Raw genomic sequence first — 18,416 nt, 5'->3', positions numbered from 1 at the left:
ACATCCGCAGCGAGGCCCCAGCGGCTGGGTTGATGGACCAGCTGGGCATTTGAGCTGTTGCTAGTCGATACATCAAGCTGTGTGCCAACGTCCGCGAGTGTGGCGATATCACCGATCGGCTGCATGAGCTAATCATGCGGTGACGTACACCGCGCGCTCTTGGTCGTGAAGACGAAACTTCAGAGCAGGCCATAATCTTCTGTCTGCTGCATGCGGGCTTGATGATGAGCTCAAGAATAAATATCGGCACCTGACGATGGGTCGCTCCGCGCGAGCATCACTTTGAATTCCTGATCTTGAATCTGCGGCTGACGGGTCAATGGCGGCGCTTCTCTCTCTCTGCTCGGAACACGAGAGAGGATACGGATCGCGCTGGTCGCGGGATCGGGAAGTTGACCCGAGCCGGGACGCTAGGCTTGTAGCGCGACTTACGATCGGTGCTCGTGGGCGTGAATTTATATCGAGTCTCGCGCGTGCATGTTTGACTGAGTCTACGCCGTACTTAAGACCTGACTACTCAACGACGAAAAGGTCGCGTTTGGCGATTTGATCGTGGACTGCCTGTCTCAAGCTCATTACTGGCCGGAAGTCGGCTGGGAAAAAGAGTCGAACTTTGCGCACTTTCCGGCTGATTTTTAATGAGCCGATTTCCGGTGACCGCCCACCTGCGGCGCTCACTCTGTGTGACCTGATCGACGATCGGCTCGGCTTCAAGGTCGTTCCTTTGGCATTCAGCGCGGCCGGCAATAATAAAGCACCATGTCAACTCCATAGACCCACATCAAGTGTCGGCCTAACGCAGCTTAGCTCTGATCGAGCCATCTCGGCGCTATAGGCGCGCAAACGCGACAAAAGTGGCTGAGATTTTAGCTGCAGATGCATTGTGCCCACATTCTATCCGCTGAGGTGCTGCATCACGAACGCAAAACGAGGAGCCAGAAAGCTCCGTCAAGCTCTCAACGGATTTTCTTGGGTCACTTTGGGCGTCGACCCGCGATCAATATTGCGCCTGTTTCTTGAGCCGATCGCGTTTTCTTAGAATTCCATCATCAAATCAGAACGCCTCATCGCACGATTTGATGTCTGTCACCGAATGTTTGCGTCCCAACGATACAGCCTCGCCCGCACAAGTTCTGACCAAGAGGATAGGGCAATGACATTCTCAAATTTGAGCTCTCCACATCGAACGATCAAACGACTTGTACTGACGTCAGCGGCAAGCTTATTCGCGTTGGAAGCTGCACAAGCAGCCGATCTTCCCGCCAAGTCCAAAGCGATCGAGTACGTGAGGGTTTGCGCGCTCTATGGCGCCGGCTTCTACTACATTCCGGGCACGGACACGTGCATGAAGCTGGGTGGTTATCTGCGGGCTGACTTGGTGTTGAACAGCAACAGTGACTTTGACCCCGCTGCTAATGGTGTTGCGGGAGCTCGAAATCGCCTGAGCAATTCCTACACCTGGCGGTCGCGGGAGAGCTTGAGCATCGACACGCGGACTGCGACCGAGTACGGAGCGGTTCGCACCTTCTTCCAAGGCGTGTTCAGCTGGACCTCGGGTGGCTATACCGGGGCCGGGTCAGGCGAGGTCGCAGGCGCAACCACCTATAACGCAGCTGTGTCCGGAGGACAGGGCAGTGGAGCGATCGCACAGGGATCGCTCGGCGTCTACTCCGCGTTTATCCAGTTCGCCGGCTTTACCGTGGGAAAGGCGGTCTCGCAGTTCTCCGCGCCTTGGACCAACTATCCGGCGAACGAATATGACGATCTACCCGGTGGCGGCGGCTGGGTCACTGGCGTGAACCAGTTGACCTATACCGCCGATTTCGGCCAAGGCATCACAGCGTCGCTCTCGGCCCAGGATCAAGTCGTTTATGATACAACCAATATCTGGAACGTGAGCGGCGCCACGGCTGCCGGCCTCGCGACGGGGGCGTACGGCGCCAACGACATCGGCGCGTCGCGATCTCCTGACCTTATCGCGATGGCCCGCATCGATCAGGCCTGGGGCCTCTTTCAGGCGTCGCTTGCTGCGCATGATAACCATGCGGCCTATTACGGCGTTGACGAAACCACCGGCCATCCAGGCGACAAATGGGGCTGGGCTGCTCAGTTGGCCTTATCACTCAAAAACATCCCGACAGGGATAGGTGACACAATCAACTTGTCCGCCGCCTATACGAATGGTGCGACCCGCTACAACTTCAATGACCTGATGTCGACCACGTACGCGATGTATGGCGGTACGGGCCTGGCTAGCGGCTACCAGAGCGTCGGCCTGGCCGGTCTGTCCGACTCCGTGTTCGTTGCGGGCGCCGGTCAGGAGTTGACCACGACCTACGGCTTTCGTGGTGGCTACACCCACAATTGGGATCCACAGTGGAATACGGCCGTTTATGGCGCGTGGGCAGCCGTTCGGCATGGAAGCACCGCCAAGGGCTATATCTGCGGTGCGTTCGTTGCGGGACTTGCGCTTTCGAGCGGCATGGCTGGCTGTAATCCCGACTTCAATTACGGGGCTGTTGGCCTCGTCACGCGCTGGACCCCGATCAGGAATCTGACCTTTACGGCCGACCTCGCCTACACCATGCTCGACCAAAAATACGCGAGCGGAAGCACGGTAACATTACCGCTGCTTTCGGCTGTCGCCAAACCAGCTGCGACGTACGAGCTAAAGGATCAGAGCACGCTGACACTGCTGCTCCGAGCTCAGCGCAACTGGTGAGTCTCTGCCAAACACCAGCGATAAGGAGAAAAGAAACGGCTCTATGGATCCACATTAACCTCCAAGGAGGCCTTCGGCATGCCCGCCGAGGGCCTCCTACATGTATGGCAACTCTTGGTCAGAGGGGGCACGCCCGGTCCTTTTGCGCAGATAAAGGCTTCAATCTGAACGGCGAGACACCGAAGGCACTTGGGAGATCGAGTGCGCCAGTTTATGGATTGCAGGCCGCAACTGTTGAATGTTGATTGAAAACGGACCAGGGGGCCTCGAACTGAACTCAAGGGGTTATTTATTGGGGCGGCAATCCACCCGGTCCGCGGCTCGAGCGGGGATCGCCCGATTGCTGTGCTCTCTCCAGTCCGAAGGCCGAGATCAGGATCCTCAAGACACAAATTGAGGACACTGAGGTGGACCGGCTCATTTCCTGTCACCGCGTGCTGGCGCATGGCCCAGCGGAGTCGACCGCAAGCGGCTCGGCATCGCGTTTGTTTGAACGCGTTGAAGCAGCCGAGAGATTTGTCCCGTTCCCTCGCTGGAATGTCTATTTGAGAATGCGATCCCGATACGCGCCTTGCACGGCGCTCAGATGCGGATGACAGCGCTGGTCGTCCGTCGGACAGGAAACCGCCCGCAGGGGCACCGGGGGATGTGCTGAAGCCGTGTCGATGCTTCCTGCGCAAGCCAGAGGCGATTTCAGAACGCTAAAGAACCCGGCAGGTTCCGCTGGGCAAGTCGATCAGCTGATGCGCAGATTTTCGGCGCTCATCTTGCCCGAACGATCTGCCATCAGCTCATAGCTGACCCGAAGGCCTTCCGCGAGATTGGTGTAGCCGGCCTTCTCAACCGCGCTGACGTGGACGAAAACGTCAGTTCCTCCGTCTTCCGGCTGGATGAAGCCGTAACCCTTGGCCGCGTTGAACCACTTCACAGTCCCCATTGCCATTGCATATCTCCAAACTGAACGTGCGCGGTCTCATCGAAGGGGTGCCTGTAAGGACGTGCGCGCGATAGGTACATCTCACGCTGAGCGCCCCTCACGCGTCCACAATCGTTTTCGCCGAGGACGGTTCCTGCGGGCGATTGGTCGTGGCGGCGCAGCCAGCAATGGCGGTCGCTCATCGCCAGCTGGCTCCTCGGCCTGTGCCGCGGGCCGGCTTTGCGTCACACATCGATCTAGCTTCTCGAGGGCGTCAAGGAAATTCCGTCCCTCCTCAGTGATGGTCCAGTATCCCACTTCCCGGTCGATGAGCTTTTGTCCGAAGATATCGAGGTTCGGCCCGCGGCCCGCGGCTCGCGATGCGCTTCATGCGCTCCTGCCACTCGGGGCCGCTGGTTTAAAAAATGGCCAAGTGCTGTTTGACGAGTTCAAGCCTGGCTCGGCCGCCCGGTTGCCCGGCTATTATCTTCAGTATGGACAGCTGAAAGCTCACTTGCGCGCGCAAAAATTCAATGAAAACACAACAATACCGGCGCTACCCAAGACCGGCTAGCGCACATCATCGCTTTTCAAACGGAAACCTTGCCGGGTGAGGCGAACAAAGGGGGCAAATTATTGTAGTCCATATGCAGCCTTCGGATTCGCCACTTTCATGTGCCCTCGCAGCTCGGATCGCACTGTGCCGCTCGCCGCCCACAAAACTGCCGATCGGGAGTCGACTAGCTGTCCCTGTTATGTTCTCGCGCGATCGACCTGCAAGCTGGCGCATGCCCTCACCAAAACAGATGGAAGAAAGGGCTGCAGCCGCCGAGCGGAATGTGTCCGCTGTGGACGAACTGGACAAATTTGCGCAAGACCACGGGACGGAAAGTCACCATTGACGTCCATGGCTTCCTGCCTTCTGACCCAATGCCGAGACCACTTCATTTTGCAATGCGCCGACACTGGGATCGAGGCTGCGCTGCTCTTGATATGTGACTACATATCGATGTCCGTGATTCAGTCGCGATCAGGCGAGAGTGTACAGAGCTCGTGACGAATCATCCCGCAAGATCTTCATAATCCCAGATCTTCATCACCGATGAAATCGCCACTCATCGTGTGGTCGCATCGCCGCCTTCAGGGGCTGGAGCGTGCAATGCCGATTGTCCTATTCGCGACATGCTGTCGATCCGCAGGCGTCCGCTTGGACGAGCAAGCATCTATAATCAAGCTGTCGCAGTTGGCATGTGCTTTGAAGGGGAGAATCTCGTCGATTGCTCAGGAGTGCAGGTATGGCTTACGCGATGATGGCTCTCAGTTCATGGCGTGGATCGGGTCCGAGTTCGCGTCCTCCAATCTTCGCATCAACGCAGTGGCTCGCGTATGACTTTACCTCTGTGATCGACCTCGCTCGAGCCCGATGCACGCCGTCACCGTTGCGCGATTGCGGCGATTGGCCAAGTCTGCGGCGGCATCTGCAAAAATCGAGGCCGCGATGGTCGAAACCCAGCGTCCAAGCCGCGATCCGTTTTCGCGTCCAAACGTGCGGCCGCACAAGGCTGCCTGTGAGCCCGCATGCGGGCTGACCGCGAATTCCGGTCAGAAAGCGACCCGTGAATGAGGCGGCACGTCGTTCGCCGACGCAAACGGCGGCATGATTATGGACAAGATAACCAAGACAAGGCCGCTATTAATCTCGCGACCAGAAGTGAATGCACGGACGGCCATCCATCGTTTCGCTGTCGAGCTCAGCGAAACCGCGAAACTCGCGTGGCCAATGGTGCTGACGCAGGTTGGGCAGATCGCAATGATGACGACCGATCTTGCCTTCATCGGGCGCATCAGCACTGAGGCTCTCGCCGCGGCAGCGCTGGCAGGCCGGTTCTATATCATCAGCGTCACCTTCGGCGTGGGCTTACTAAGTGCCATCGCGCCTTTGGCAGCGCAGGCGTTTGGGGCGAATAATCTAGCCGCGGTACGGCGTACGCTGCGCATGGGCTTATGGACGGCCCTGGTCCTGTCGTTCCCGATCATTGCTGTGGCGCTGCGAGCAGAGCAAATACTGCGTGCGTTAGGCCAGGCCCCAGATGTGGCGCGGCTCGCCCAGGAATACCTCTTCGGATTAGGCTTCAGCGCGGCTCCGGCACTGGCGTTTTTGGCTATCCGCAGTTTCATGGGGGCGGTCCATCGGCCGCAGCCTGTCTTCTGGATTACGCTATCAGCCATCCCCCTCAATGCCTTGCTGGTCTATATGCTGACCTATGGAAAGCTTGGGCTGCCCCGGCTGGAGCTGTTCGGGGCAGGGCTTGCGACCACGCTGGTGAACTGCGGCATGTTTTTGGCCGGTTTGTGGTTCGCTGCGCTGCGCCAGCCGTTCCGTGACTACCATGTGCTTGCGCAACTCTGGCGTTTCGATTGGCGCGCAATGCGGCAGCTCATCGCAATTGGAACGCCGATCTCCATCGCGTCATTGATTGAGTCGGGACTATTTTGGGCCACGTCGCTGCTGGCGGGCTTGATCAGCACCAGTGCACTAGTCGCTCATCAGATCGTTGTTCAGATCGCCGCGATCCTGTTCATGATTTATCTCGGCGTCGGCACGGCCGCAGCCGTGCGCGTTGGCCATGCAGCCGGCCGCCACGACTGCGCAGGCGTCAAGCGGGCAAATCTGGCCGCGATGCTGATCGGTATTGTCATAGCTGCAATGCTAGCCCTCGCGCTGATCGCCGGGCGTTTTGAGATCGTCGAGATGTTCCTGGGCAGATCGGCCCGCGATTCCGAGGAAACGATCGGGCTTGCTGCAAAGCTCCTCATCGTCGGCGTAACCCTCTCTATCGCTGACGCCGCCCAGTGCATTGCGGCAGGCGGCCTGCGCGGACTGAAGGACACGCGGGTGCCGCTTCTGTTTGCGGCCATTGCTTGGTGGCTGATCGGTTTTTCCCTCAGCTATTGGCTCGGTCTGAAGGTCGGTCTGGGCGCCATTGGTATATGGATTGGCTTGTCGATCGGAACGACCATCTATGCGGCGCTCCTCGTCCTGCGGTTCCGCCACTTGACAAGCCGCGCTCACTGATGCGTGCGCATCATTGATGCCAAAAGGCGACCAAACGCCAACATGCTTGCCAGTGCCGATGCGACGGGATCGAACGCAAGACTGGCTGAAAATTGAACGTTGCGCTTCATGGCGCGACTGCAAAGATAGATAAGAAGAGATAGCAACTAGCATCGTATTATTTGATCATTTCATTTCAAAAAACGATAACCAAAGTGGTTAGCTCGTTTGAGGGCGCGTAGAAATCCTCAAGTGTCCTTTGACGACTTGCAGGCTTTCAAACTTGTCACCATTGGCAGAATGGCTCAACGGCTCCTTCCCTTCGAGACCAAAGCCCGCAAATCGTGCGGCCCAGCGGCGCCCACCGGGCGTCGATGCGATCACCGTTAGTCGGGCATATCAATTTCAACAGGCCGACCGGTGTCTGCAAGCTCCACAGCTGCGGAATTCCTCCCAAGCACACGAGATGCATCGCTGGACTCAAGCCGCCACGCGAAACAACCCACATCGGAGACGATTCCTGGCTCAATCGCGATGGCGACCTGATCAGGATCGGCTACGGCGGCGAGCAGGTTCGGTTGGACGCGGCATTTGCCAATGCTGCTTGCGAGGCCAAGGTTACCTCGGCTTGTTCGATGTCCTGCCTAACGTCCCGCCGGGGCTCGGCGGTCCTCGGGGCTTGCGATGAATTCAGAGGCTTTGCGCTGCGCCCGGAGATGTGCATCAGGCGACCTGCTCAGACCAAATTGCTGACAGTGCAGCCGGTGTCCAATCCAACTCGGCCCAGCCTACGGCTGAGGAGAGCTGCTGGCGCTCGCGAGCCGCTAATCCCGGCTCGGGACCGGTCGACACGCTGGCCGGGCGTTGGTCAGCATAGTCGGGAGCTCCGTACCCGCATTGCGCTAGCGCTAGCAATCAGCGTCGGCTCCAAGTCGATGGCGCTGGCGAGTCAGCCAAGTCCTGGGCGGTCCCGATCCGCTACCTCCCACTAGACGAAAGCTTTACGATCATGTTCGAAGGACCGCACCGCAATCGGGTTCTCATCGTGCTGTTCGACGGGCTTCGACCCGATCTCGTCAAGCCGTCACTAACGCCGAATCTGGTCAGGCTTCAGCGCCGCGGTGCGGTGCTGGCCCGGCAGCGCACCGTCTATCCCAGCGAAACACGAATAGCGCTCACGAGCCTCGTCACGGGCGCGACGCCGGATCGCCACGGCATCGTTGGAAACTCATATCTCGACCGCCAGTCGTCGATTCCGCGCTCCGTCGACACGAGTGACGCGCGCATGATCGAGGATCTTGATGCCGCGAGCTGCGGCCATCTACTAGGTGTGCCGTCACTTGGCGAGATCCTAGCGGCGAACGGCAGGACCTTCGCGGTCCTGGCTTCCAACTCGGCGGGGGCAACGCGCCTGCTGAACCATAAGGCTCGAAAATTCGGCCAAGTGACGCTCTCCGGTCACTTCCCTTGCATCGCGACCTCGGCCGAGATGCTCAGAGATGTGGAGACTCTGCTGGGGCCGACGCCGGCGCCCCCGCCCAGGGGCACCCCAGACCTTGCCTCTCAAGCCTTTCTGACTTCAGCATTTCTCGACGTCATCTGGCCTCGGCTTCGGCCCGACGTCGCAATCCTCTCCTTCGGCGAGCCCGATATCTCCTCGCACGATTGTGGGACCGGCGCGCCAAAGACGCTTGAAGCAATCAGCTTTGTCGATCGGCAGTTTGGCCGCGTACTCGATTGGTGGGAGGCTGAGGGCTTGTACCAAGGCGTGCACCTGATCGCCGCCTCCGATCATGGACACGTGACGGTGCATGCGCAGGCCGATCTATTCGAGACGCTTGAGGCTGCGGGGCTGTGCTGCGGCCCGACACCGGCGGCCGGGATCGATGCCATCGTCATACCTGGGCAGGTCGGAGCAATTTACCTCACCGAGCCATCGGAACACGTTATCCGCCGCGCGGTCGGGGCGATGATCGAAAGGCCCTGGTGTGGGCCGGTGTTCACCGCGGGTGGGGCGGTCGATGGCATTGCACCGGGCAGCTTTGCCCGCCATTTGGTGTTCGCCGACCATGCCCGATCGGCGGACATCCTGTTCTCGTTTCGGTCGGATGACAGGCTCGATCCATTTGGCCTTAGCGGCCGCACTTGGAGTGCGGATGGGCCTGTAGGCTTCGGAGTGCACGGCGGGCTGCATGCCAAGGAGATGTCGTCGGTCGGCATTTTGGCCGGACCGCTGATCAAAGGCGGCTTCGCCTCACAAATCCCCTCGAGCATTTGCGATTTTGCGCCGACAGTGCTCGGTCTTCTGGGCCTCTCGCGGTCGGCAACGATGACCGGTCGCCCCCTCGCAGAGGTCTTTATCCATAATGGAGAGGAGCTGCCTGGTACGCTTGAGAAGATATACGAGACCAGCAGCGGCACATACCGGCAGTATCTTCGTCGTGTGCAGGTCGGCGAGGTCGTTTATCTTGATTCTGCTGACGTCGTAGCTTGTCCCAGTAACCTCACATGAAATGAGCGTCGATCCGCAAAGCTCATCAAGGGGGATAGCCGCTCGACCCGGAATGCCCCCATAGTTAGTTTGGCGGAACGATCGCGGGCCGGCTCAGGCGACAACGAGAGCCGGGCCGGTAGCATCCCGCTCAAATAGGTCAGCAATGGACGGCACAGAATTCGACTGGCCGGGCGAGGCGCTCAGTTGAGTGCACTGTCACCGTAAACACGATATGGGGCGAGCCGCCGCCATTAGGACGTCGGGGAAGGGCGAGTCGGCGACTTACGAGACTTCTTATCGGAATTACCGGACTGCTCTTTTGCGTAATTAATTCGAGCGTCGTGCATCCACGCGCCGACCTCGGCCTCGAACTCATTCTCAAGCCCGTGACTACGGAGTGTCATCTTTCTGAGGAGAAGAGTTGAATATGCTGCCGCTGCTACACTGAGGAAAGCCGCAAAGAGCGATAGGACGCTCGTAACCGACCCGTCCCAGAAGTAATACTGAAAGTCACGTAGCATCGAACTTCTCCCGAATCTTCGTAGTTCGCCCGGCGATGTCCGCGTAGATTTGTTCTTCCTCGCTTAAGGCGCCGGTTTTCGACACCGACATTCCAGCAATCCAGACACCTGCAAAGACGGCAATCAGGAGAATTGGTGCTCCAGCGGCCAAGCCGATTAATCCGGACGCGGCTAATGCAGTTCCACTACCAATACCATATCTGATATTGGTAAGCTGGTTTTTTCTCTCTGCACTTTTGTCGCTACAGTGCCGGGAAATCGTGATGAGGGCGCTTAGGATCTGCGCCTTGGTGTCGGGGGCGTTCACCCCCCTCAGATATTCACTCAAAACGGCAAAAAAAGCAGGCTCGTCGAGGGTTTTGCGGATCTCGCGCAAAACTTTGGCGTCAGGCGCCCTGTTAAGCACCTTCTCGATTTCTTCCAGTACTACTTTCGGATTTTGCGCCACCCAAACGTCCTGCCGCTCTGTCGCACAATCTAGGGGATAGCCGAGCAGGGTTTCAACACCTTCTATGCCGGACTGCGGCTTAGAAGTCCTGATTGGTTCTTTGCCGACCGTCGAGGCGTCAGACCGCCAGAAGGACCAGCGCCAATTGGTCGCGCCATTTGGACGCCAATCCGGCTGGGCCCCTCGGCCTAAGTTACAGGGACTTCAAAACAGGCGTCACCTCCCGGGTGGAACTCGCCGGGATTTGCGCACTTTGCCGACTCCGCCTCGGGTCGAAAGCCGCCTCGTTTCGTCGAGTGACCTCAAGAATTCCGGCGGGTCCTGCATGTCGCTGAAATACCTCGGCCGCTCGATTACGATTTCCGTTCCCCCAGAACCCGCGGCTCGCGCGGTCCTGCCTTCTTTTGCTGATTTCGCTATGCGCAGAGGTCGTCCACCTTCGCTTGCATCCGGGACAAGAGAGCCTCGGCCGAGGCCGTACCGATCCCGGCGCGTTGAAGCTGGAGGATTTCCTTGCGCTGCCGTCCCATTTGCGTGCGCATGCGCTCGATTTCCGAGCGGACGAATTCGAGTGTGGGCATGTCCGAACCTGGGATTTCGCCCAATAGAACGAAGAGAGAACGTAGAGTCAAGCGGACACGCGGTCAAGTTGCTCGGGCGCGGTCTGCACGAGGGCCCGATGGGACCTACGAGAATTCCAGTGTTGAACCAGGGGACCCATTAAGAGCCACCCGCCGCAACCTTCTGGGCCCGGCCGGAATAAGGGAGGGCGACCAAATCGACAAGCTTGGCCGCGACGTCCGCCATCGACTCTTCTGCAGTGTCGAGGCCCGTTCGCGAGGCGAGCATAGGGCTGACTTCCCGGAGAGCCTCATACGTCGTCTGATGCACAACGGGAACGAGACGCGCACCATGCAGGAGTACCGAAAGTTCTTTGTCGGCGATGCCTTCTTTTGGCAGGCGTTGCAGCAACGCACCGACTGGGCGTGCCATTGGCCACCGCGGGCCGTGGGGATACCCCGTGCATTCAATGCGTCCGCCAATTGTCTGAGCGTGCTTGCGCCGGCCTTCTGAGCCTCGCGAATGATCGGCAGGACGTTGGCTGCATAGCGGTCCGCCTCGGCCTTGACGGCTTCCACGGCGCTCCTGCGGGGTTTGCCCGAGGTGACACCGCGAGCCTTAGCCGCCGAGAGTGCCTGCCGGGTGCGCGTGGAGATCAGCGCGCGCTCCTTTTCGGCCAGCGCCGCGAAGAGGTGGAGCACGAACGGGTCTACGTCAGGGCCAAGCTCAGCGACCACGAAGGGCACCTTATGAGCCATGAGCCCGCTGATAAAGTGTACGTCTCGGCTGAGCCGGTCGAGCTTGGCCACACCTACAGGACACTTGAGCTTGCGCGCGGCGGCCAGGGCGGCCTTCAGCTGCGGCCTACGGTCGAGAGCATCCGAGCCCTTGCCCATCTCCACCTCAACCAACTCGCGGGCCACTTCGTATCCCTCGGAGGACGCGAAGTGGCCGAGCGTTTGCCGCTGGGCCTCGATGCCTAAACCGGAGCGGCCTTGGCCGGAGGTGCTGACACGGATGTAGGTGATCAGGGGAGCTGCGGGCATGGTCGAGGTCCTCTCCAAAGCTTCTTTTTTGGACAGTCTACTGATTTGGATCCCTGCGATTCGAAATTGCATGGCTGAGGCCGTACTCTAAAGGGGTGATTCGAGAGGCTGCCCTATGTCGGTTTTGAAAGAGGCCTTTGGTCTTCCGCTGGAAGAATTTGGGGAGCGGCTTAATGCCGTCTTATCGCCCGCACACGCCATTAAGTCGCCGGAGTTTCTTCAGGGGCGCGATACGCAGCTCACGGAGGTTAGGCAATCGCTGGCCATGAAGGGCAGGCACGTGTTCATTCACGGCTTCCGAGGTGTTGGCAAAACGTCCTTGGCCTACACTGCTGCTAACCTCATCCAATCGCCGGACAAGCCCCCAATCTATGTGCAATGCAGCCCTGATGGGACGCTTGCGAGCCTTGTCTATGACATCTTGAAACAAGCGCTGCCGTCCGACCCTTTGCAAGGCAAGACGGTGACCGAAACCAGCAAGAGCGGCGGAGTAGGGCTTTGGAAGTTCAACCTTTCGGCTGGGATGCGAAGCACGGTTGAGCAGGGAAAGCTGCCCAAACCTGAATCCATCAATGATGCTGTTGAACTGCTGTGCTTTGCTATGGAGCGACACAGCAAACGCCCGGTGATCATCATCGATGAATTCGATCATATGCCCAAGAGTGAGCACATTCACGTAGACCTGCTGATCAAGAAGCTCGCGGAGGTCGACAACCTGCCTTTGAAGATCATCATGTGCGGCATAGGGGAAACCCTTGAGAGCCTATTTGCGGCACACATGTCTACCTACCGCTATTTCCATACAATCAAGCTAGACAGGCTGGACCTTAGCTCTTGCGGTCTAATCGTACTGAAGGCGCTCGACGCGCTCGACGTCAAAATTGACCCCACCTCGGGTTGGCGTATTACACGGATCAGCGACGGGTTTCCTCACTTCGTGCATTTGCTCTGCGAAAAGATACTTTGGGCCATGTACAACGATCCCAACAAAGAATGGCTAGAGGACGGCTTTGTTAAGCTGGAACACTATCGCGCAGGAACTGCAATTGCGGTGCAATCCGCGAGCGAAGAGCTGCGGAAGGGCTACGATGACGCGGTCCGAAAATATTCGAAGAACGCTGAAGTGATCTTGTGGGCCGCCGCTGATGGGCACGAGCTACGACGGAAATCGGGAGACATGTACGATTCCTATCGCCGCATCATGCAGGCCAATGGCCGGGAGCCGGGAGCAGGCAATCTGTCCGCGAGTGATTGGCGTTGCCGCACGCTAACGGAGCCTCAATTTAGGGCCCGCGTTTACAATCTCTGCAAAGACAAATACGGCCATATTCTCTCAGGCAACGGTAGAGGCTGGTACGAGTACACAGAGAAGATGATGCGCGGTTATGCGCGCCTGAAGGCAGAGGCGGAGGGTATCGAGCTGTATCCCGATCATCCTTTGATACCGAAGCGTGTGAACGCGCTTGTCGAATACATGGAAAGAGAGCGCTTCGCCGGGTAGGTGTCGGCGCTAGTTCGAAGAGGGTTTGAAATCCGATGCCAAAACGGCCCACGTCCGAACCGTTTCGTCAGTCCGCAGAGCTAAGCCTTGAGCAAATCGAGCGCGCCATTCCGCGCCTACAAAAGCGAATAGAGGACCTCAAGAACTTGAACACGTCCGGAATGCATGAGCGGGGAGGGCCAGCGATCCAGGCAATCAAGGTTTCGATTGAGCAGACCTTGGAGGACGTCTTCGGTGGCACCTCATCAGAGTACAAGAGGTATCATCCCGCAGCAATTTTGTCGGGCGGCCCAATTGTGATCGGCCGAGGATCGTCGGTAGACCACCGTCCCTACTTCGAACGAAGCCGTCTGTCCTCGATTGCTCTTCTGGAGCAGGCTGTCCAAGGGTTGATTGAACGTCGCGAGGACCTTGCGGGTAGTTCTCCCAACGTATCTAGCGATTATGCAGAAGAAGGGCCTGCCGAGCTTTCCAACAGAATATTCCTTGTCCACGGTCGGGATGGTGAACACCGAGAAACGGTGGCTCGCTTTCTGGGATTGCTGGGACTGGAAGCCGTCATTCTCCATGAGCAGCCGCCGTGCTGTACACAGTCGATCCCCGCCAGAGGATTGTGGTCGCCGACCGTGCGTCGAGCCGCGATGTGATTGCGCAGCGCCTTGACCTTCTTTGATTCCGCTCGACCGACCAAATAGAAGATCAGCGTAATGGAGTTTGCTTGGCCGGCTCCGCGCGGCCTGTGCCTTTCGCGCGGTGCCAAAGAAAGTCTGGGGGAGCTGTCCCGGCGAATTCGAAGGCTCGGTACCGGGGGGGCGCTAATCAGAAATGACTTTCAGCGCTTCCACCAAAAGCCTATTGTCGTCTTCAGTGCGGCTTGCGATGCGCAAGAATCGTTTGCCATTCTGAATCGTCTTGCCGCCATTGTGCCTAATCAATATCCGTCTCTCTTTCAAGAGCTTTGAGGCGATCACGTCCCCATCGGGAAAATGGGGCGGGAGTTCGCAGAATACGAAATTAGCATCGGGCTTCAAAACTCTCATTCCGTCAATGCTGCGCAGGTCTGCGTACAATTTGTCCCTGTCGCTGCCCACCCTTATCCAGCTCTGCTTCGCCGCCTGCGCCAGGTGAGGAAGCTTGCTTAGAAAAAACTCCGCAAACGTGTTCACATTCCACGCGGGCAGGGCAGCTCTAATTTCGTTCATCGTCTGTGCATTTGACGATGCCGCATACCCGATCCGCAAACCGCATGTCCCGTAAATCTTTCCCAGGCTTTTGAGAACGATCACATTGGGAAATTCGATCAAGTGATTTTCCAGGCTCGCACTTCGTCCGACTTCACTAAACTCGATGAATGACTCATCGATCAATAGGAGTTGCTGTTGATCTCGAAGCGCGGAAGCGAGATACAGCAAATCCTCATAGGGAACGATCCGCGAAGTTGGATTATTCGGCGATATCACGACCGCGGCGTCGACACAATTTGCGCGGGCAAACGCTGCATAACAGTGCACATCGAGTTCAAAATGTGGCGGTGGCAGGATAAAGCGCGACAACCGCCCGGGCAAGGCTGTGGTTTCATAGGGATTGAAGGTTGGGACCGGGACCGCAATCCTCATACCCAGTCGACCAAGAAGGATGGGAATCAGTTCAGCCACGCCATTGCAAATGACAAGATTATGCGCCGGAATCTTCACCACATCCGCAAGAAGCTGAAGCATCTGCACATTAGGAGAGGGATAGCAGGCGATAAGCCGCGGTAGAGCTTCCTTAAGTTCGTCGAGGAACGCTTGCGGCGGAAAATAAGGATTCACCAGAAGGACGAAGTCCTTGATGTCATATTTCCAATAGCCGCCGGGGAATCGGTTGACGAGGTCAGAGACGTCGCCCGACCTAAGCGGTACGTTGTATTGTGCAGTGCTGTTCATGTTTGCGACTAGCTGAAGCGTTTCAGGCCTGACGAAAATTCTAGAACGATCGCGTTATCTCGACTAGCTCACGGCGAACAACCATCTGGCAGCGCCGATTCGCGAAATCTGCGCGGGAATAAGACTGGTGCGCGTACATTGCGATTGGCGAGACTACACGTCATTACGCCACCTACACGGTAGGGAAGCCTGCAACACGCAGCAGCTCACTCGCTGGATCATACTTGCATCCGCAATCAAAGGGACCGACTGGCCAAAGCCACCGATGATGCGACTGCGAAGATGCTTATTGCCGCATACATTATTGCGCTGAGTGGGGGCACACGAACAGGCGCGACATGCGCCATGGCGAGCAGCAAGAAGCCAATGCTCACGACGTCAGCAAATGCTTCAGCAGGAATGAGAGGCTTAAGAAGAAATAAGAGCGCCAGGAACGGCACGTCGTAAGACAAGGGGACGCCTAAGAAGCATCCATCGCACGACCGGCCAAAGTTCGCAAAGTAGCTAAGCCTTATTGCACCAGCAACGAGTAGCGTGGTTGCGGTCGCAAGGGCGAGCGCCGAGGCTTGGCTGAGTTGTACCACAATTACCGCAGGCAGAACGGCTCCATAGACAATATCGGCAAACCCGTCGAGGCTCGCTCCCATCTTTGCAACATCTGGATCGCGACCCTTCGTACGACCTGCCACAAACCCATCGAGGTGGTCCGATAGAACAGCCCAAAGCGCTACTGCCACAGATAGCTCAAGGCGCTCAGAGAGAGCCAGAAATAGGCTGGTGCAGGAAAAGAGGAGACCTGTGATTGTTATGGCGTTCGCTGGATCCCAAAGGTATTTTAACATTGGACTCTCACCTAGTCTGCAAATCGCGTGTCGGCGTATAGGCGTTCATTCGGTTCCTGAAAATCCGCTCGGCAATTTGCAAATCCTCAGCATTGTCAATTTCGTACCAGTTGAGGCCATCGCATCGCGCCGCGGCGAGCTGTAAACCTCGTCTTTCTATCAGATAACCCAAAAGTTCTTCGGTGTAGGTCTGCCTAGCCCCGGCAGCGATGATATCGTCCAGCGTCGGAACGATCGCTGCCTTGAGTGTCGGCGCCGAGAGACGTAATAGGTTCATCGTCTTGAACAGCTTTGGGCCATCCGCAACAAGATTTGACGCCGTTTGCTTCATTCGAAAGCCTGAGATGAATCCGTTGTGCGACAACAGAACGGCCGATCCTTCCATGGAATCATCGAAGGGAACGACTGCAGCCACGTCAGTCCCACGGCAGATAATCAAATATCGCAACGCATCCTCTTCGAAAAAGACGTCGCCCTCGAGAAGAAAGCAGTCTCCGGAGAGAAGAGCGTCGCGCGCCAGCCACAAAGAATAGGCGCTTCCGGTGCGGTCAAAAACAGTCGACTCGACATATTTGATTCTGAGCCCACCAAAGCGGCTGCCGCAGGCATACTGAATGGCGTCTTTGCGGTAACCCACGACGATCGTCACCTCCTCCACGCCGACAGTTTCCAGATTGCGAAGCGCGTTGTGAAGAATCGAAGTGCCGTTGACCTCGATGAGCGGCTTCGGCCGCAAATCTGTCAAAGGACGCAGGCGAGAGCCGCAGCCAGCGGCGAGAATAACGGCGTTCTTGGGAGCATCAGTCACCATTTAGTTCCTTTTCGTCGCTCCGCTAAGGTGAAACACCGACGAATGTCTTCGGCCGCAACGTATGCTTGCTGAAGCGAAATCAACCCTGCCGGAGCCTTGAAAATCAACTCCAAGGGTGAAGGCAGACAAATGGTCCTCGTCGGTCCTTTTCCAAAGAGGAGGGAGGCCATGGATCCGGTACCTCGAACTGCTGCCCAGATGGCAAAATGCGTATTTCGGCCGAGTGAGGCGTGCTACGCCATCTAAGGACATCTCGATACAACGAAAGCCATTTGAGATTGAAGTCGCACCTGGCCAGCTAGCAGGAAATCGAGGACGGTAGGTCTTCGGCAACGAATATGCTCCTGTGTCGACGAAACCCTATTTGCGCAATTCAGCGTCGGGCCGCAGATATAACGCTTCCGCACGGGCGAGTTCGTCGTACTTCAAAAGTTCGAAGACTTCGTCGAGAGTAGCGATATTCGGCTCAACGCTCGCGGTGTTTTCCTCAGCGAGGATGCGACGGCAAACTTGCCGCATTGCCGCTATTGCCGCTCGCATGGAGTGGTTGGCCCAGATCACCGTGGAGATGCGGGCTTTGCGGTATACAGAGATCGGCGTTCGGTAGTATTTCGTCGGAACGATCACGACGGGTAATCTGTTCTGCCAAGCGCGCGCGAACGAAAGGATTTCGTCCGCAGTGCTCCTTCGCGAATGAATGAGGATCGCATCGGCTCCCGCGTCGGCGTAGGCGTGAGCGCGCAACAGTGCTTCGTCCATCTCATACCCAGCAATCAACGCCTCGATCCTTGCCACCAGAACCAAGTCGTCTGCGACCGTATCCTTCACTGCACGGAGGCGGCCCGAGAATTCGTCGATGTCGGCGAGGGGGTGCCGATCCCCAACAAACGAGTTCATCTTCGGAAAACAGCTGTCCTCCAGTGCGACGCCGGCGGCGCCGCGCTGGAGGAGCTTGCGCGCCAGCAGGCGAGCATTGTTGAAATTCCCGAAGCCGCCGTCGCCGTCAACCAGGACAGGAAGTGGGCCTGAATCCACGATCCGCTCAACGGCGTCGACAAGCTGGCTCCACGATGCTTCGTTCGCGTCGCGGTAACCTAGAGAACACGCAATCGACAGACCGGACGCCCAGAGCCCCTTGAATCCTGAGCGCTGGGCGATTGTAGCGGACAGGCCGTCATGCGCCTCCATCAGAAACGAGAGCTCGCCATTCGAGCAGACCTGGGCACGAAGCATTTCGACAGGCGACGGCCGAGTGCATTCATGACCTGCGTTGGGCCGAGCGGATTGTGGTTGATACTTCATACAGAAGTCCTGGATGCCGGCCTTCGACTGGCGCAGACCGCACTGCTCATACCTATTTGTTGTGATGTCGATCAATGACCAGCATTGGTAGTTGATTGGGGCGTAAAAGCTTGCATGATCGCCATAGGATGGGCACCGAACGCGGGGCTGTTGTGATGGGTGGATCCGAGCGGACACGTTGGAAAGGAAAGCTTTGGTGCAAATGAAGGATCTCGGCTCAAGCGGGTGCTACGGCCCCTTCACAGAGCATTCACCCCTTGCGGGAGGACGCC

The 18,416-nt window shown here is 57.8% G+C and carries 12 protein-coding genes; 5 read left to right on the top strand and 7 right to left on the bottom strand.

What is annotated here, in order from left to right; translation table 11 throughout:
- Positions 1 to 1,153 precede the first annotated feature (1,153 nt).
- On the top strand, positions 1,154 to 2,722 hold the full coding sequence (locus XH88_RS06670) for a porin (protein ID WP_271614613.1): 1,569 nt from the start codon (positions 1,154 to 1,156) through the stop codon (positions 2,720 to 2,722).
- 736 nt (positions 2,723 to 3,458) lie between these two features.
- Here the strand turns inward: XH88_RS06670 and XH88_RS06665 are convergent.
- Complete coding sequence (locus XH88_RS06665; protein ID WP_271614612.1) at positions 3,459 to 3,665, bottom strand: cold-shock protein; 207 nt, start codon at positions 3,663 to 3,665, stop codon at positions 3,459 to 3,461.
- A 1,630-nt stretch (positions 3,666 to 5,295) separates the two neighbouring features.
- On the opposite strand from XH88_RS06665, the gene XH88_RS06660 reads away from it, so the two are divergent.
- Together XH88_RS06660 and XH88_RS06655 are read left to right on the top strand one after the other, a co-directional pair.
- Entirely contained in the window at positions 5,296 to 6,714 is a 1,419-nt protein-coding gene (locus XH88_RS06660; RefSeq protein ID WP_271614611.1) for an MATE family efflux transporter, read from the top strand.
- Between the two features lie 988 nt (positions 6,715 to 7,702).
- Complete coding sequence (locus tag XH88_RS06655) at positions 7,703 to 9,205, top strand: alkaline phosphatase family protein (protein ID WP_271614610.1); 1,503 nt, start codon at positions 7,703 to 7,705, stop codon at positions 9,203 to 9,205.
- A gap of 492 nt (positions 9,206 to 9,697) precedes the next feature.
- Here XH88_RS06655 and XH88_RS06650 read toward each other — a convergent pair whose 3' ends face one another.
- Together XH88_RS06650 and XH88_RS06640 are read right to left on the bottom strand one after the other, a co-directional pair.
- Positions 9,698 to 10,156, bottom strand: a complete 459-nt coding sequence (locus tag XH88_RS06650; RefSeq protein ID WP_271614609.1) for a hypothetical protein — start codon at positions 10,154 to 10,156, stop codon at positions 9,698 to 9,700.
- A 686-nt stretch (positions 10,157 to 10,842) separates the two neighbouring features.
- The gene (locus XH88_RS06640) at positions 10,843 to 11,763 is read right to left on the bottom strand and encodes a recombinase family protein (protein ID WP_333909236.1); all 921 of its coding nucleotides are present in this window, start codon (positions 11,761 to 11,763) and stop codon (positions 10,843 to 10,845) included.
- Positions 11,764 to 11,878: 115 nt separating this feature from the next.
- Here XH88_RS06640 and XH88_RS06635 point away from each other — a divergent pair, with 115 nt between their 5' ends.
- Positions 11,879 to 13,264 carry an ATP-binding protein gene (locus XH88_RS06635; RefSeq protein WP_271614608.1) on the top strand — a complete coding sequence of 462 codons (1,386 nt, stop codon included), beginning with the start codon at positions 11,879 to 11,881 and terminating at the stop codon, positions 13,262 to 13,264.
- Between the two features lie 35 nt (positions 13,265 to 13,299).
- Positions 13,300 to 13,911 (top strand): hypothetical protein, encoded by a 612-nt coding sequence (locus XH88_RS06630; RefSeq protein WP_271614607.1) that lies wholly within the window; start codon positions 13,300 to 13,302, stop codon positions 13,909 to 13,911.
- A 168-nt stretch (positions 13,912 to 14,079) separates the two neighbouring features.
- Here the strand turns inward: XH88_RS06630 and XH88_RS06625 are convergent, their stop codons facing one another.
- The 4 genes from XH88_RS06625 to aepX form a co-directional block, all read right to left on the bottom strand.
- On the bottom strand, positions 14,080 to 15,189 hold the full coding sequence (locus tag XH88_RS06625; RefSeq protein ID WP_271614606.1) for a pyridoxal phosphate-dependent aminotransferase: 1,110 nt from the start codon (positions 15,187 to 15,189) through the stop codon (positions 14,080 to 14,082).
- A 236-nt stretch (positions 15,190 to 15,425) separates the two neighbouring features.
- Positions 15,426 to 16,031, bottom strand: coding sequence for a CDP-alcohol phosphatidyltransferase family protein (locus tag XH88_RS06620; protein WP_271614605.1), 606 nt, complete (start codon positions 16,029 to 16,031; stop codon positions 15,426 to 15,428).
- A gap of 7 nt (positions 16,032 to 16,038) precedes the next feature.
- Positions 16,039 to 16,842: a phosphocholine cytidylyltransferase family protein gene (locus XH88_RS06615; RefSeq protein WP_271614604.1), complete on the bottom strand. Its 804-nt coding sequence runs from the start codon at positions 16,840 to 16,842 to the stop codon at positions 16,039 to 16,041.
- 360 nt (positions 16,843 to 17,202) lie between these two features.
- A complete protein-coding gene (aepX, locus tag XH88_RS06610) occupies positions 17,203 to 18,075 on the bottom strand; it encodes a phosphoenolpyruvate mutase (protein WP_271614632.1) in 873 nt (290 codons plus the stop codon).
- Between the last annotated feature and the right edge of the window lie 341 nt (positions 18,076 to 18,416).

Origin of the sequence: Bradyrhizobium sp. CCBAU 51627 (genome assembly GCF_028128765.1) — a bacterium.
Taxonomy (GTDB): Bacteria; Pseudomonadota; Alphaproteobacteria; order Rhizobiales; family Xanthobacteraceae; genus Bradyrhizobium.
This window is presented reverse-complemented; position numbering and strand designations above follow the sequence as displayed.

Bases quoted from the DNA above. Each gene is read 5' to 3' on its own strand.
- XH88_RS06660 (WP_271614611.1), top strand. From the start codon at position 5,296: ATGATTATGGACAAGATAACCAAGACAAGGCCGCTATTAATCTCGCGA.
- XH88_RS06625 (WP_271614606.1), bottom strand. From the start codon at position 15,189: ATGAACAGCACTGCACAATACAACGTACCGCTTAGGTCGGGCGACGTC.
- XH88_RS06620 (WP_271614605.1), bottom strand. From the start codon at position 16,031: ATGTTAAAATACCTTTGGGATCCAGCGAACGCCATAACAATCACAGGT.
- aepX (WP_271614632.1), bottom strand. From the start codon at position 18,075: ATGCTTCGTGCCCAGGTCTGCTCGAATGGCGAGCTCTCGTTTCTGATG.
- XH88_RS06665 (WP_271614612.1), bottom strand. From the start codon at position 3,665: ATGGCAATGGGGACTGTGAAGTGGTTCAACGCGGCCAAGGGTTACGGC.
- XH88_RS06635 (WP_271614608.1), top strand. From the start codon at position 11,879: ATGTCGGTTTTGAAAGAGGCCTTTGGTCTTCCGCTGGAAGAATTTGGG.
- XH88_RS06615 (WP_271614604.1), bottom strand. From the start codon at position 16,842: ATGGTGACTGATGCTCCCAAGAACGCCGTTATTCTCGCCGCTGGCTGC.
- XH88_RS06670 (WP_271614613.1), top strand. From the start codon at position 1,154: ATGACATTCTCAAATTTGAGCTCTCCACATCGAACGATCAAACGACTT.
- XH88_RS06655 (WP_271614610.1), top strand. From the start codon at position 7,703: ATGTTCGAAGGACCGCACCGCAATCGGGTTCTCATCGTGCTGTTCGAC.
- XH88_RS06630 (WP_271614607.1), top strand. From the start codon at position 13,300: ATGCCAAAACGGCCCACGTCCGAACCGTTTCGTCAGTCCGCAGAGCTA.
- XH88_RS06640 (WP_333909236.1), bottom strand. From the start codon at position 11,763: ATGCCCGCAGCTCCCCTGATCACCTACATCCGTGTCAGCACCTCCGGC.